Origin of the sequence: Streptomyces sp. NPDC017943 (assembly GCF_044328425.1) — a bacterium.
Lineage (GTDB): Bacteria > Actinomycetota > Actinomycetes > Streptomycetales > Streptomycetaceae > Streptomyces > Streptomyces djakartensis_A.
The window spans coordinates 331,541-344,792 of record NZ_JBIRHH010000008.1; the positions used below are offsets into that span (position 1 = coordinate 331,541).

Annotated in this window: 12 protein-coding genes; 6 read left to right on the forward strand and 6 right to left on the reverse strand. The window is 71.0% G+C overall.

The genetic code is table 11. The annotated features are described in order from the left end of the window. Nucleotides 1–30: 30 nt before the first annotated feature. Nucleotides 31–345: a hypothetical protein gene (locus tag ACH4C6_RS26465; RefSeq protein WP_398111077.1), complete on the reverse strand. Its 315-nt coding sequence runs from the start codon at nucleotides 343–345 to the stop codon at nucleotides 31–33. A 32-nt stretch (nucleotides 346–377) separates the two neighbouring features. Then, entirely contained in the window at nucleotides 378–2,072 is a 1,695-nt protein-coding gene (locus tag ACH4C6_RS26470; protein ID WP_398111078.1) for a sodium:solute symporter family protein, read from the reverse strand. 218 nt (nucleotides 2,073–2,290) lie between these two features. On the opposite strand from ACH4C6_RS26470, the gene galT reads away from it, so the two are divergent. Genes galT through galK form a run of 3 tightly spaced genes read left to right on the forward strand, consistent with a single transcriptional unit; the run spans nucleotide 2,291 to nucleotide 5,503 of the window. Then, nucleotides 2,291–3,352 carry a galactose-1-phosphate uridylyltransferase gene (gene galT / locus ACH4C6_RS26475; RefSeq protein WP_398111079.1) on the forward strand — a complete coding sequence of 354 codons (1,062 nt, stop codon included), beginning with the start codon at nucleotides 2,291–2,293 and terminating at the stop codon, nucleotides 3,350–3,352. Continuing rightward, nucleotides 3,349–4,314 (forward strand): UDP-glucose 4-epimerase GalE, encoded by a 966-nt coding sequence (gene galE, locus ACH4C6_RS26480; protein ID WP_398111080.1) that lies wholly within the window; start codon nucleotides 3,349–3,351, stop codon nucleotides 4,312–4,314. Before galT ends, galE begins: the two co-directional genes overlap by 4 nt. Nucleotides 4,315–4,339: 25 nt before the next feature. Beyond that, nucleotides 4,340–5,503 carry a galactokinase gene (galK, locus tag ACH4C6_RS26485; RefSeq protein WP_398111081.1) on the forward strand — a complete coding sequence of 388 codons (1,164 nt, stop codon included), beginning with the start codon at nucleotides 4,340–4,342 and terminating at the stop codon, nucleotides 5,501–5,503. A 3-nt stretch (nucleotides 5,504–5,506) separates the two neighbouring features. Here galK and ACH4C6_RS26490 read toward each other — a convergent pair whose 3' ends face one another. Continuing rightward, nucleotides 5,507–5,965: a GNAT family N-acetyltransferase gene (locus tag ACH4C6_RS26490; RefSeq protein WP_398111082.1), complete on the reverse strand. Its 459-nt coding sequence runs from the start codon at nucleotides 5,963–5,965 to the stop codon at nucleotides 5,507–5,509. Between the two features lie 298 nt (nucleotides 5,966–6,263). Here ACH4C6_RS26490 and ACH4C6_RS26495 point away from each other — a divergent pair, with 298 nt between their 5' ends. Beyond that, nucleotides 6,264–7,031 (forward strand): LuxR C-terminal-related transcriptional regulator, encoded by a 768-nt coding sequence (locus tag ACH4C6_RS26495; RefSeq protein WP_398111083.1) that lies wholly within the window; start codon nucleotides 6,264–6,266, stop codon nucleotides 7,029–7,031. On the opposite strand, the gene tamR is transcribed toward ACH4C6_RS26495, so the two are convergent. After that, the gene (tamR, locus tag ACH4C6_RS26500) at nucleotides 6,990–7,487 is read right to left on the reverse strand and encodes a MarR family transcriptional regulator TamR (protein ID WP_398111084.1); all 498 of its coding nucleotides are present in this window, start codon (nucleotides 7,485–7,487) and stop codon (nucleotides 6,990–6,992) included. The genes ACH4C6_RS26495 and tamR overlap by 42 nt on opposite strands. Nucleotides 7,488–7,626: 139 nt before the next feature. On the opposite strand from tamR, the gene ACH4C6_RS26505 reads away from it, so the two are divergent. Then, entirely contained in the window at nucleotides 7,627–8,454 is an 828-nt protein-coding gene (locus ACH4C6_RS26505) for a trans-aconitate 2-methyltransferase (RefSeq protein ID WP_398111085.1), read from the forward strand. A gap of 26 nt (nucleotides 8,455–8,480) precedes the next feature. Here ACH4C6_RS26505 and ACH4C6_RS26510 read toward each other — a convergent pair whose 3' ends face one another. Both ACH4C6_RS26510 and ACH4C6_RS26515 read right to left on the reverse strand, forming a co-directional pair. Next, a complete protein-coding gene (locus tag ACH4C6_RS26510; protein WP_398111086.1) occupies nucleotides 8,481–9,158 on the reverse strand; it encodes a TetR family transcriptional regulator in 678 nt (225 codons plus the stop codon). Next, complete coding sequence (locus tag ACH4C6_RS26515; RefSeq protein ID WP_398111087.1) at nucleotides 9,155–10,171, reverse strand: acyl-CoA desaturase; 1,017 nt, start codon at nucleotides 10,169–10,171, stop codon at nucleotides 9,155–9,157. Before ACH4C6_RS26515 ends, ACH4C6_RS26510 begins: the two co-directional genes overlap by 4 nt. A gap of 295 nt (nucleotides 10,172–10,466) precedes the next feature. On the opposite strand from ACH4C6_RS26515, the gene ppc reads away from it, so the two are divergent. Beyond that, entirely contained in the window at nucleotides 10,467–13,196 is a 2,730-nt protein-coding gene (gene ppc / locus ACH4C6_RS26520) for a phosphoenolpyruvate carboxylase (RefSeq protein WP_398111088.1), read from the forward strand. Nucleotides 13,197–13,252: the final 56 nt, after the last annotated feature.

The following is a 13,252-nucleotide window of genomic DNA, read 5'->3' on the forward strand; positions in this document are numbered from 1 at the left end:
GGGGACCGGGCGCCGGTCGTCGCGGGAGCCTCAGTCCCGCGGCTCCTGGTCGGGTGTGACGTCCGGCGGGGGCGGGGCCGCCGGCCGGAGCTTCAGCCAGACCAGGAAGAACAGGCCCAGCAGGAGCATGCCCAGGCCCGTCCAGAGGTTGATGTTGACGCCCTCCGCCTTGTCGATGTCGGCGTCGGACGCCGTGAAGCCGGCGATCATGACGATCACGCCGTACAGCACGAACAGCCCGCCGATGATGCGGCGGATGTCGAACAGCCGGGCGGCCGTCGCCGATTTGCCCTGCAGCTCGGTGACTTCCCGCTGCACGTCCTTCTCGGAGTAGAACTCGGACATCTGTCAATCCTCCCTCGAAACAGCGTGACCCGTCAGAACGAGAACGGGATGTAGCAGGCCGCGGCCAGGATCACCGCGCCCCAGCCCAGCAGCGCCGGCCTGCGGTACCACGCCTCGTCCCCGGGCGCCGGCGGCTCGGACATGCCGGGAGAGGTCGTGCCGTAGACCAGGCCCTGGAGTTCCGCCGCCGGCTTGGGCCTGGTGAACAGCGACACCGCCACCATCACGACCGCGCCCGCGACGAATCCCGCGATCGCCGAGACGAAGTTGGCCCCCTGGTCGGAGGGGATGTCGATGACGTCCTGCTTGTAGAGGACGAAGTAGTTGACCATCGCCGCCGTGGTGCCCGCCAGCAGCCCCCAGAAGCCGGACTTGACCGATGCCCGCCTCCAGAACATGCCGATGATGAACACCACGAACATCGGCACGTTGAAGAAGGAGAACAGCGTCTGGAGGTAGGCCATGATGTTCGAGAAGGACCGGGCCAGGAACGCCGTGCCGATGGACGCCAGGACGCCGACCGCGGTGATGAGCCGGCCGAAGCGCACGTAGTACTCGTCCTCGCGGCCCCGGACGATGTACTTGGCCCAGATGTCGGTCGTGAACACCGTGTTGAACGACGACACGTTGGCCGCCATGCCCGCCATGAACGCCGCGAGCAGACCGGTCACGGCGATGCCCAGCACGCCGTTGGGCAGCAACTGCTCCATCAGGTAGGGGATGGCGTCGTTGTACTGCAGATCGGAGTCCGCCGTACCGATCTTCGGCACCAGGACCGCGGCGACCAGGCCCGGGATCATCACCAGGAACACGATGAAGATCTTGGGGAACGCGGCGATCAGCGGGGTGCGCTGGGCGGCGGAGAGGTTCTTGGCGGACAGGGCGCGCTGCACCTCGGCGAAGTTCGTCGTCCAGTAGCCGAAGGAGAGCACGAAGCCGAGCCCGAGGACGATGGTCAGCCAGTTGGCGCCCAGCGGGTTGTCGCTGCCGATGCCGGTGCCGCCCCAGGACGTCATGAAGTCGGCGCCGCGGGACTCGGTGAGGGAGTCCGACAGCCCGTCCCAGCCGCCGACGCTCTTCAGCCCGAGCACGGTGATGGGGATGAGCGCGGCCAGGATGACGAAGAACTGCAGGACCTCGTTGTAGATCGCCGAGGACAGGCCGCCGAGCGTGATGTACGCCAGCACGAAGAATCCGGCGACGACGATCGCCACCCACTCCGGCCAGCCCAGCAGTGCCTCCACGACGATCGCCAGGGCGTACAGGTTGACGCCGGCGATGAGGATGGCCGCGAAGGCGAACAGGATCGAACTGAGCAGGTGCGCCGCCTTGTCGAAGCGCAGCAGCAGGAACTCGGGGACCGAGCGCACCTTGGAGCCGTAGTAGAAGGGCATCATCACCAGGCCCAGGAAGACCATGGCCGGGATGGCGCCGATCCAGTACCAGTGCGTGGTGTAGACGCCGTACTGGGCGCTGTTGGCGGCCATGCCGAGGATCTCGGTGGCCCCCAGGTTGGCGGCGATGAACGCCAGCCCGGTGACCCAGGCGGGCAGGGAGCGGCCCGACAGGAAGAAGTCCAGGCTGGTCTTCACCGACCGGCGCGCGGCGAAGCCGATGCCGAGGACCACGACGAAGTAGATGCCGAGGATCGTGTAGTCGAGCCAGTTGGTGGGGAGCCGCAGCTCGGCCGACAGATACTCGGCCGACAGATACAGGGGGGGATGCATGAGCCCTCGCTTCGTTGCGCGAACCGATACCTGGCGGAAGTCCACTTCTCCGCGTTCCGTCATTGAACACGTCGGGTGGTGCTCTTTGTTTGATTGTGATGTTGACCCGCTGTGGTGAGTTGTGTTTCAATATGTTGGGTTATGTTTGAAGGCTGTGCTTGAAGGCCGTGTTTGAAGGCTGAGTGTGAAGCCGAGTGAGCAGGATGAGGGAGTCCGGCGTGAAGAAGACCTCGACCCGGCTGGCCGACGGCCGCGAGCTCCTCTACTACGACCTGCGGGACGACACCGTCCGGGACGCGGTCGACCGCCGCCCCCTGGACCGCACGGTCACCACGTCGGAGATCCGCCGCGACCCTCTGCTCGGCGACGCGGTCGCCGTCGCCTCGCACCGCCAGGGCCGCACCTACCACCCGCCGGCCGACGAGTGCCCCCTGTGCCCCTCCGAGGGCGACCGGCTCAGCGAGATCCCCGACTCCTCCTACGACGTCGCCGTCTTCGAGAACCGCTTCCCCTCCCTCGCCGGCGACTCGGGCCGCTGCGAGGTCGTCTGCTTCACCTCCGACCACGACGCCTCCTTCGCCGACCTCGACGAGGAGCAGGTGCGCCTGGTGCTGGAAGCCTGGACCGACCGCACCGCGGAGCTGTCCCATCTGCCCGCCGTAGAGCAGGTGTTCTGCTTCGAGAACCGGGGCGCCGAGATCGGCGTGACGCTCCAGCACCCGCACGGGCAGATCTACGCCTACCCCTTCACCACCCCGCGCACCGCGCTGATGCTCCGTTCGGCCGCGGCCCACAAGGAGGCGACGGGCGGGGAGAACCTCTTCGACGCCGTCGTGCGGCGCGAACTCGCCGGGGAGCGGGTCGTCCTGGAGGGCGAGCACTGGGTGGCCTTCGTGCCGTACGCGGCGCACTGGCCCTACGAGGTCCACCTGTACCCCAAGCGGCGGGTGCCCGACCTGCTCGCCCTGGACGAGGCCGCGCGCACAGAATTCCCCCAGGTCTACCTGGAACTGTTGAGGCGCTTCGACCGGATCTTCGGTGAGGGCGAGCCGCCGACGCCGTACATCGCGGCCTGGCACCAGGCACCGTTCGGCGCGCTGGAGGAGTTCGACGGGGTCGTGCGCGAGGACTTCGCACTGCACCTCGAGCTTTTCACCATCCGCCGCACTTCCGGCAAGCTGAAGTTTCTCGCGGGTTCCGAGTCCGGCATGAACGTGTTCATCAACGACGTGCCGCCGGAGCGCGCGGCCGAGCGACTGCGAGAGGTAGCGAGTTCATGAGCGGGAAGTACCTGGTGACGGGCGGCGCGGGATACGTCGGCGGTGTGGTCGCCCAGCACCTGCTGGAGGCCGGCCACGAGGTCGTCGTCCTCGACGACCTCTCCACCGGCTTCCGCGAAGGCGTCCCGGCCGGGGCCTCCTTCGTCGAGGGCGACATCCGCGACGCCGCCAAATGGCTGGACTCCTCCTTCGACGGCGTCCTGCACTTCGCCGCCTCCTCCCAGGTCGGCGAGTCGGTCGTGAAGCCGGAGAAGTACTGGGACAACAACGTCGGCGGCACCATGGCCCTGCTCGGCGCCATGCGCGAGACGGGCGTGCGCACGCTGGTCTTCTCCTCCACGGCCGCCACCTACGGCGAACCGGAGCAGGTCCCGATCGTCGAGTCCGCCCCCACCCGGCCCACCAACCCCTACGGCGCCTCGAAGCTCGCGGTCGACCACATGATCACCGGCGAGGCGGCGGCGCACGGCCTGGGCGCGGTCTCCCTGCGCTACTTCAACGTGGCGGGCGCCTACGGGCAGTTCGGCGAGCGCCACGACCCCGAGTCCCATCTGATCCCGCTGGTCCTCCAGGTGGCGCAGGGCCGGCGCGAGGCGATCTCCGTCTTCGGCGAGGACTACCCGACGCCGGACGGCACCTGCGTGCGCGACTACATCCACGTCGCAGACCTGGCCGAGGCCCACCTGCTGGCGCTGAGGGCCGCCACCCCCGGCGAGCACCTGATCTGCAACCTCGGCAACGGCAGCGGCTTCTCCGTCCGCGAGGTCATCGACACCGTCCGCCGGGTCACCGGCCACCCGATCCCCGAGGTCGTCGCCCCCCGCCGCGGCGGCGACCCGGCGGTCCTGGTGGCGTCCGCCGCCACGGCCCGCGAGAAGCTGGGCTGGAACCCGTCCCGCGCGGATCTCGCGGGCATCGTCGCCGACGCGTGGGACTTCGCCCGGCGGCACGGCAAGCAGTAGCTACGAGAAGGTCAGGGAGCAGGGCATGAGCGAGGCTGTCGCCGGCACGGTCGCCGAACGGTTCACCGAGCTGTACGGCACGGGGCCGCAGGGGGTCTGGGCGGCTCCGGGCCGCGTGAACCTCATCGGCGAGCACACCGACTACAACGACGGCTTCGTCATGCCGTTCGCCCTGCCGCACACGGCGGTCGCGGCCGTCTCCCGCCGCGACGACGGCGTGCTGCGCCTGCACTCCGCCGACGTGGACTCCGGCGTCGCCGAACTGCGCCTGGACGCACTGGCACCCGAGTCCGACAAGGACTGGACGGCGTACCCGGCCGGCGTGGTCTGGGCCCTGCGGGAGGCCGGCCACGCGGTCACCGGCGCGGACGTCCACCTGGCCTCCACGGTCCCCTCGGGCGCCGGGCTGTCCTCCTCGGCGGCCCTGGAGGTCGTGGTCGCGCTGGCCCTGAACGACCTGTTCGACCTGGGCCTGCGCGGCTGGCAGCTGGCCCGCCTGTGCCAGCGCGCGGAGAACGTCTACGTGGGCGCGCCCGTCGGCATCATGGACCAGACGGCGTCGGCCTGCTGCACGCAGGGCCACGCCCTGTTCCTCGACACGCGGGACCTCTCCCAGCAGCAGATCCCCTTCGACCTGGCGGCCGAGGGCCTGCGCCTGCTGGTCGTCGACACGCAGGTCAAGCACTCCCACAGCGAGGGCGAGTACGGCAAGCGCCGCGCGGGCTGCGAGAAGGGGGCGGCCCTGCTGGGCGTCGACGCCCTGCGCGACATCGCCTACCACGACCTGGACGCGGCCCTGGACCGCCTCGGCGACGAGGAGGAGGTCCGCCGCCTGGTCCGGCACGTGGTCACCGAGGACCGGCGGGTGGAGCGCGTGGTCTCCCTGCTCGAGGCGGGCGAGACCCGCGGCATCGGGCCCGTCCTGGTCGAGGGCCACGCCTCCCTGCGGGACGACTTCCGCATCTCCTGCCCGGAGCTGGACCTGGTCGTCGAGGCGTCCCTGGCGGCCGGCGCGCTGGGCGCCCGCATGACCGGCGGCGGCTTCGGCGGCTCGGCGATCGTCCTGGCGGAGGAGGCGGACGTCGACGCGATCGGCAAGGCGGTGACGGAGGCCTTCGCGGCGGCGGGCTTCACCGCGCCCCGGGTCTTCGAAGCGGTGCCGTCGGCCGGTGCCCGCCGGCTGGCCTGAGCCTCACCGAAGCGTTTTCGTCAGCAAGTACTCCGTGACGCCGGGCGGGTAGTCCGGCACGGTGCACGCCACCCGGTACCCCTGCTTCTCGTAGAAGCGGGGGGCCTGGAAGTCCCAGGTCTCCAGGCGGGAGAAGCGGCAGGAGCGCTGCGAGAGCGCGATGTCCTCCGCGCGGGCGAGCAGGCGGCTGCCCAGGCCCGCGCCGCGGTGGCGGTCGTCGACCCACAGGTGCGTCACGTGCAGCCAGGTCGCCCAGGTGTAGCCGACGAGCCCGCCGGCGAGATCGCCGTCCGTCTCGTTCACAGCCCACACATGCAAGGGGACGTCCCGCTCGCCGGGCGTTCCGCGCAGCGAGCGCAGGATCGCCGAGGCGGTCGTGTTGGAGTCCCGCAACCGGGTACGGAGCAGATCACGTCGGTCCTTGTCGACTTCTGTCTCAAGACGGAACATGCGGCACACCATAAACGCGTCGGACAGTCAGTTCTGCAAATAACCTTCCGCTCCGGGCACCCGTCCGTACTCTGATGAACAGCACCGGTGGGGGCCGGTGCCGCTCAGGGGGCGAGACAGCCGGGTACGGCGCCCGGGGTGGGGGTGGCGGTTCCTGCACGGCGGCGGCCGTGCGGCTGCGGCGACCCGGTGCGGCTGCGGACGAGCACGGACGCGGCCGGTCACCGCACTCCGGCGTCGTGCCCGCGCGGTGTCGTCTTCCGACGATGGGGATCCCCTGCTCCTCGGGAGCATCGGGGAAGGGGGTTACGTGGTTCGCATCCGAGTCCTGGTCGTCGACGACCACCGCATCTTCGCCGAGTCGCTCGCCGCGGCCCTGGCCGCCGAGCCCGACGTCGAGGTGTCCGCGGCGGGCAGCGGCCCGGCCGCCCTGCGCAGCCTGGAGCGGGCGGTCGCCGAGGGGCGCCGCTTCGATGTGGCTCTCGTCGACGCCGACCTGGGCGGCAAGGTCCCGGGCGCCCGCCCGGCCGTGCCGGTGCAGGAGGGCAACGAGGACGGGCTGGTCGACGGGATCTCCCTGGTCACCGGGGTGCGCACCGCGCAGCCGAACGTACGGATCGTCGTGCTCGCCGAGAAGGACGACCCGCGGCGGGCCGCGCTCGCCCTGCAGGCAGGGGCCTGCGGCTGGGTCGCCAAGGACTGCTCGCTGTCCCGGCTGCTCACGGTCATCCGCGGGGTGCTGCGCGACGAGACGCATCTGCCGCCCGCCCTGCTGACCGGGGTGTTGCGCGAACTGACCGCCGCCCGCAAGCACCGCACCGAGAGCGAGCGGCTCGTGGAGTCGCTCACGCCGCGGGAGCGCGAGGTGCTGCGGTGCATGGTGGCGGGGCTGGGGCGCAAGGCCGTCGCCGAGCGCCTGTACCTGTCGCCGCACACCGTGCGGACCCATATGCAGAACGTGCTGGGCAAACTCGGCGTGCACTCCACGCTCGCCGCCGTGGCCCTCGCCCGGCGGGCCGGGGTGGGACCGGCCGACCTAGCCGGGGATGTTGTCGAACGGGGCGGTCAACTGGCGTAGCAGACCGGCCAGCTCACCGCGCTGGCCGCTGGAGAGCTCCGCCAGGATCGCCCGCTCCTGGTCCAGCAGTCCGGACAGGGCCTGGTCCGCGCGGTCCCGGCCCTCGTCCGTCAGCCGCACCAGCACGCCCCGCCGGTCGCTGGGGTCCGGGAGGCGCTCCACCAGGCCCTTCTTCGCCAGCCGGTCGATGCGGTTGGTCATCGTGCCCGAGGTGACCAGGGTCTGGGTGAGGAGCTGCCCCGGCGAGAGCTGGTACGGCGTGCCCGCCCGGCGCAGCGCCGTCAGCACGTCGAACTCCCACGGCTCCAGGTTGTGCTCCGAGAAGGCCAGGCGCCGGGCCCGGTCCAGGTGCCTGGCCAGCCTGCTGACGCGGCTGAGCACCTCGAGCGGTTCCACGTCGAGGTCCGGGCGCTCCCGGCGCCACGCTGCGACCAGCCGATCGACCTCGTCCTCCATGACGATCAGTGTAGTGGTTGTGTCGACGTAGAGTCTCTTGACGTCGATCTTCTTGACATCAAGAGACTTGCGGGATCACGCTGGGTGCAGGCGCCGAGCGTCCGCACCCGGGGACACCGGCCGGACACCTGGAGGACCCATGCCCGCGGACACCCCCACCTGGGACCCCGACCGGTACCTGCGGCACGCCGGGCACCGCGCCCGCCCCTTCGCCGATCTCCTGGCCCGCGTCCCCGACCTGCCCACGCAGCCGCCGGACCGCCCCCGCATCGCCGACCTCGGCTGCGGCCCGGGCAACGTCACCACCCTGCTCGCCGGCCGCTGGCCCACCGCGCGGATCACCGGCTACGACAACTCCGCCGAGATGCTCGACCGGGCCCACGTGGACCACGAGGGGCCCACCGCGGGCGGCGGCCGGCTGGACTTCGCCCCCGCCGACGCCCGCACCTGGACACCCGGCGAGCCGCACGACCTGATCGTCAGCAACGCCACCCTGCAATGGGTGCCCGGACACGCCGAACGGTTCGCGGACTGGACGGCCGCGCTGAAGCCCGGCGGCACCCTCGCCTTCCAGGTGCCCGGCAACTTCGACGCCCCCAGCCATCGCCTCATGCGCGCCCTCGCCGTCTCGCCCCGCTGGCGCGACCGGCTCGAGGGCGTCCTGCGCCACGCCGACGCCGTGCTCTCCCCGGCGGCCTACCACGAGCGGCTGACCGCGCTCGGCTGCGCGGCCGACGTGTGGGAGACGACGTACCTCCACCTGCTGCACGGGCCGGACCCGGTCCTCGACTGGGTCGAGGGGACCGGGCTGCGGCCCGTCCTCACCGCCCTCGGCGACGACCCCGCGGCGCGCGAGGCGTTCGTCGCCGAGTACCGCACAGCCCTGCGCGCGGCCTACCCGCCCGGCCCGCACGGCACCGTGTTCCCCTTCCGCCGCGTCTTCGCCGTGGCACGCAGGGGGGACTGACGGCCGGGGCCGGCCGGCCGGCGCGGTCAGGCCTTGCGGCGGCCTATCAGGTGGGGCTTGGCCTCCAGGCCGTCCAGGCCGTGCCAGGCCAGGTTCACCAGGTGCGCGGCCACCTCGGCCTTCCTCGGCTTGCGCACGTCCAGCCACCACTGACCCGTCAGCGCGACCATCCCGACCAGGGCCTGGGCGTACAGCGGGGCCAGCTTCGGGTCGAAGCCGCGGCTCTTGAACTCGCGGCCCAGGATGTCCTCCACCTGGGTGGCGATGTCCGAGATGAGCGACGCGAACGACCCCGTCGACTGGGGGATGGGCGAGTCACGGACCAGGATGCGGAACCCGTCCGTGTACTCCTCGATGTAGTCCAGCAGCGCGAACGCCGCCTGTTCGCACAGTTCGCGGGGGTGACCGGCGGTCAGCGAGCCGGTGACCATGTCCAGCAGGCACCGCATCTCACGGTCCACGACCACCGCGTACAGGCCCTCCTTGCCGCCGAAGTGCTCGTACACCACCGGCTTGGAGACCCCGGCCTTCGCCGCGATCTCCTCCACCGAGGTGCCCTCGAAGCCCTTCGCGGCGAAGAGCGTGCGACCGATCTCCAGCAGCTGCTGACGGCGCTCGGCACCGGTCATACGGGTGCGACGCACTCGCCGCGGCTTGTCATTGCTGGGATTGCTGCTCGAGTCGGTCGCCACAGCGACCATCATGCCGCCTCGGCGGGTTCCTTCCCGCGCCGGGAGCCGCCTTCCCCGCCGGTACGGCGCGAATCGATACGCGAGCGTGACGGCCAGCGCACGTCGTACGCCCAGCCCGCCAGCTCGAACCAGCGGATCAGCCGGGCGGAGGAGTCCACCTGCCCGCGCATCACGCCGTGGCGCGCGGACGTCGGGTCGGCGTGGTGCAGGTTGTGCCAGGACTCGCCGCACGACAGGATCGCCAGCCACCACACGTTGCCCGAGCGGTCACGCGACTTGAACGGCCGCTTGCCCACCGCGTGGCAGATCGAGTTGATCGACCAGGTCACATGGTGCAGCAGCGCCACCCGCACGAGCGAACCCCAGAAGAACGCCGTGAACGCGCCCCACCAGGACATCGTCACCAGACCGCCGATCAGCGCCGGCAGCCCCAGCGACACCACCGTCCACAGCACGAACTGGCGCGAGATGGTGCGGAGCGTCTTGTCCTTGACCAGGTCCGGGGCGTACTTCTCCTGCGGCGTCTGCTCCTCGTCGAACATCCAGCCGATGTGCGCCCACCACAGGCCCTTCATCAGGGCCGGCAGCGTCTCGCCGAACCGCCACGGCGAATGCGGGTCGCCCTCGGCGTCGGAGAACTTGTGGTGCTTGCGGTGGTCGGCCACCCAGCGCACCAAGGGCCCCTCGACCGCCATGGACCCCGCGATCGCCAGAGCGATCTTCAACGGGCGCTTGGCCTTGAAGGAGCCGTGCGTGAAGTGGCGGTGGAACCCGATCGTGATGCCGTGGCACCCCAGGAAGTAGAAGAAGACCAGCAGACCGAGGTCCAGCCAGCTCACTCCCCAACCCCACGCCAGCGGCACGGCCGCCAGCAGCGCGACGAACGGGACGATGATGAAGACAAGCAGGGCGAGCTGCTCGATGGACCGCTTCTTCTCGCCACCCAGCGTGGCGGAGGCTGCGGCGTCGCTGGACCGACCGGGTGCCTTCGCGGCGTCCTCGATCACATCGGAACTACTGGTCATACGCGTCCCCTGGGGGGTATGTGGAGGGAGATGGTGTGGCCGGGCCACGGGAATCCGTGCCGTGCTCCCTACGGTTCCGTAACCTACGGCATCGTAAGTATGGCAGTGCGGTGCTCCGCGGCAAGGGCCCGACGGCCTGCGCGTCCCGGTCGACACCTATCCTTGAGTCGGTCGGACAGCGCGGTCCGCTCTGATTTCTTCCCGGACGCCCCGCCCCGTAAGCGGCGCCCGCCGCGCGAGACGCCGTCCGGGTTCCCCTCCCAGACGAGCTTCAACACTGCAAGGAGCCGCACCTGTGAGCAGTGCCGACGACCAGACCACGACGAGCAGTGAGCTGCGTGCCGACATCCGCCGCCTGGGCGACCTCCTCGGGGAGACCCTCGTCCGGCAGGAGGGCCCCGAGCTGCTGGACCTCGTCGAGAAGGTACGCCGACTGACCCGCGAGGACGGTGAGGCCGCCGCCGAGCTGCTGCGCGGCACCGAACTCGACACCGCGGCCAAGCTGGTCCGCGCCTTCTCCACCTACTTCCACCTGGCCAACGTCACCGAGCAGGTCCACCGCGGCCGCGAGCTGCGCGCCCGCCGCGCCGCCGAGGGCGGACTCCTCGCCCGCACCGCCGACCGCCTCAAGGACGCCGACCCCGAACACCTGCGCGAGACGGTCCGCAACCTCAACGTCCGCCCCGTGTTCACCGCACACCCCACCGAGGCCGCCCGCCGGTCCGTCCTCAACAAGCTCCGGCGCATCGCCGCGCTCCTGGAGACCCCGGTCATCGAGTCCGACCGCCGCCGCCTCGACACCCGGCTCGCCGAGAACATCGACCTCGTCTGGCAGACCGACGAACTGCGCGTCGTCCGCCCCGAGCCCGCCGACGAGGCCCGCAACGCCGTCTACTACCTCGACGAACTCCACGCCGGCGCCGTCGGCGACGTCCTGGAGGACCTCACCGCCGAACTGGAGCGCGCCGGCGTCAAGCTCCCCGACGACACCCGCCCCCTCACCTTCGGCACCTGGATCGGCGGCGACCGCGACGGCAACCCCAACGTGACCCCCCAGGTGACCTGGGACGTCCTCATCCTCCAGCACGAGCACGGCATCAACGACGCCCTGGAGACCATCGACGAGCTCCGCGGCTTCCTGTCCAACTCCATCCGCTACGCCGGCGCCACCGAGGAACTGCTCACCTCCCTCCACGCCGACCTCGACAACCTCCCCGAGATCAGCCCCCGCTACAAGCGCCTCAACGCCGAGGAGCCCTACCGGCTCAAGGCCACCTGCATCCGGCAGAAGCTGGAGAACACCAAGAAGCGCCTCGCCGACGGCACCCCCCACGTCGACGGACGCGACTACCTCGGCACTGGCGAACTCCTCGCCGACCTGCGGATCATCCAGGAGTCCCTGCGCGCCCACCGCGGCGGCCTCTTCGCCGACGGCCGCCTCGCCCGCACCATCCGCACCCTCGCCGCCTTCGGCCTCCAGCTCGCCACCATGGACGTCCGCGAACACGCCGACGCCCACCACCACGCCCTCGGCCAGCTCTTCGACCGGCTCGGCGAGGAATCCTGGCGCTACGCCGACATGCCCCGCGACTACCGCGCCAAGCTCCTCGCCAAGGAACTGCGCTCCCGCAGGCCCCTCGCCCCCACCCCCGCACCCGTCGACGCCGCCGGCGAGAAGACGCTCGGCGTCTTCCAGACCGTGCGCAAGGCCCTGGAGGTCTTCGGACCCGAGGTCATCGAGTCCTACATCATCTCCATGTGCCAGGGCGCCGACGACGTCTTCGCCGCCGCCGTCCTCGCCCGCGAGGCCGGCCTCCTCGACCTCCACGCGGGCTGGGCCAAGATCGGCATCGTGCCGCTGCTGGAGACCACCGACGAGCTCAAGGCCGCCGACACCATCCTCGAGGACATGCTCTCCGACCCGTCCTACCGGCGCCTCGTCGCGCTGCGGGGCGACGTCCAGGAGGTCATGCTCGGCTACTCCGACTCCTCCAAGTTCGGCGGCATCACCACCAGCCAGTGGGAGATCCACCGCGCCCAGCGCCGCCTGCGCGACGTGGCCCACCGCTACGGCGTCCGCCTGCGCCTCTTCCACGGCCGCGGCGGCACCGTCGGCCGCGGCGGCGGCCCCACCCACGACGCCATCCTCGCCCAGCCCTGGGGCACCCTCGAAGGCGAGATCAAGGTCACCGAACAGGGCGAGGTCATCTCCGACAAGTACCTCATCCCGTCCCTGGCCCGCGAGAACCTCGAACTGACCGTCGCCGCCACCCTCCAGGCCTCCGCCCTGCACACCGCGCCCCGCCAGTCCACCGAGGCACTCGCCCGCTGGGACGCCGCCATGGACGTCGTCTCCGACGCCGCCCACGCCGCCTACCGCAACCTCGTCGAGGACCCCGACCTGCCGACCTACTTCCTCGCGTCGACACCCGTGGACCAGCTCGCCGACCTGCACCTGGGCTCCCGGCCCTCCCGCCGCCCCGGCTCCGGCGTCTCCCTCGACGGCCTGCGCGCCATCCCCTGGGTGTTCGGCTGGACCCAGTCCCGGCAGATCGTCCCCGGCTGGTTCGGCGTCGGCTCCGGCCTCAAGGCCCTGCGCGAGGCCGGCCTCGACACCGTCCTCGACGAGATGCACCAGCAGTGGCACTTCTTCCGCAACTTCATCTCCAACGTCGAGATGACCCTCGCCAAGACCGACCTGCGGATCGCCCAGCACTACGTCGACACCCTCGTGCCCGACGAGCTCAAGCACGTCTTCGACACCATCAAGGCCGAACACGAACTGACCGTCCGCGAAGTGCTCCGCGTCACCGGCGAGAACGAACTCCTCGACGCCGCGCCCGTACTGAAGCAGACCTTCACCATCCGCGACGCCTACCTCGACCCCATCTCCTACCTCCAGGTCGCCCTGCTCAAGCGGCAGCGCGAGGCGGCCGCCGCCGGCGAGGAGCCCGACCCGCTGCTCGCCCGCGCCCTGCTCCTCACCGTCAACGGCGTGGCCGCGGGCCTGCGCAACACCGGCTGACCCGCACCCGCACACAACCGTGCCCCCGGACCCGCAAGGGCCCGGGGGCACGGCCG

Excerpts from the sequence above, each read along its gene's own strand:
- tamR (WP_398111084.1), bottom strand. The coding sequence starts at position 7,487 with ATGGAGGACGAGGTCGATCGGCTGGTCGCAGCGTGGCGCCGGGAGCGC.
- ACH4C6_RS26490 (WP_398111082.1), bottom strand. The coding sequence starts at position 5,965 with ATGGTGTGCCGCATGTTCCGTCTTGAGACAGAAGTCGACAAGGACCGA.
- ACH4C6_RS26505 (WP_398111085.1), top strand. The coding sequence starts at position 7,627 with ATGCCCGCGGACACCCCCACCTGGGACCCCGACCGGTACCTGCGGCAC.
- ACH4C6_RS26510 (WP_398111086.1), bottom strand. The coding sequence starts at position 9,158 with ATGATGGTCGCTGTGGCGACCGACTCGAGCAGCAATCCCAGCAATGAC.
- galE (WP_398111080.1), top strand. The coding sequence starts at position 3,349 with ATGAGCGGGAAGTACCTGGTGACGGGCGGCGCGGGATACGTCGGCGGT.
- galK (WP_398111081.1), top strand. The coding sequence starts at position 4,340 with ATGAGCGAGGCTGTCGCCGGCACGGTCGCCGAACGGTTCACCGAGCTG.
- ACH4C6_RS26515 (WP_398111087.1), bottom strand. The coding sequence starts at position 10,171 with ATGACCAGTAGTTCCGATGTGATCGAGGACGCCGCGAAGGCACCCGGT.
- ACH4C6_RS26470 (WP_398111078.1), bottom strand. The coding sequence starts at position 2,072 with ATGCATCCCCCCCTGTATCTGTCGGCCGAGTATCTGTCGGCCGAGCTG.
- ACH4C6_RS26465 (WP_398111077.1), bottom strand. The coding sequence starts at position 345 with ATGTCCGAGTTCTACTCCGAGAAGGACGTGCAGCGGGAAGTCACCGAG.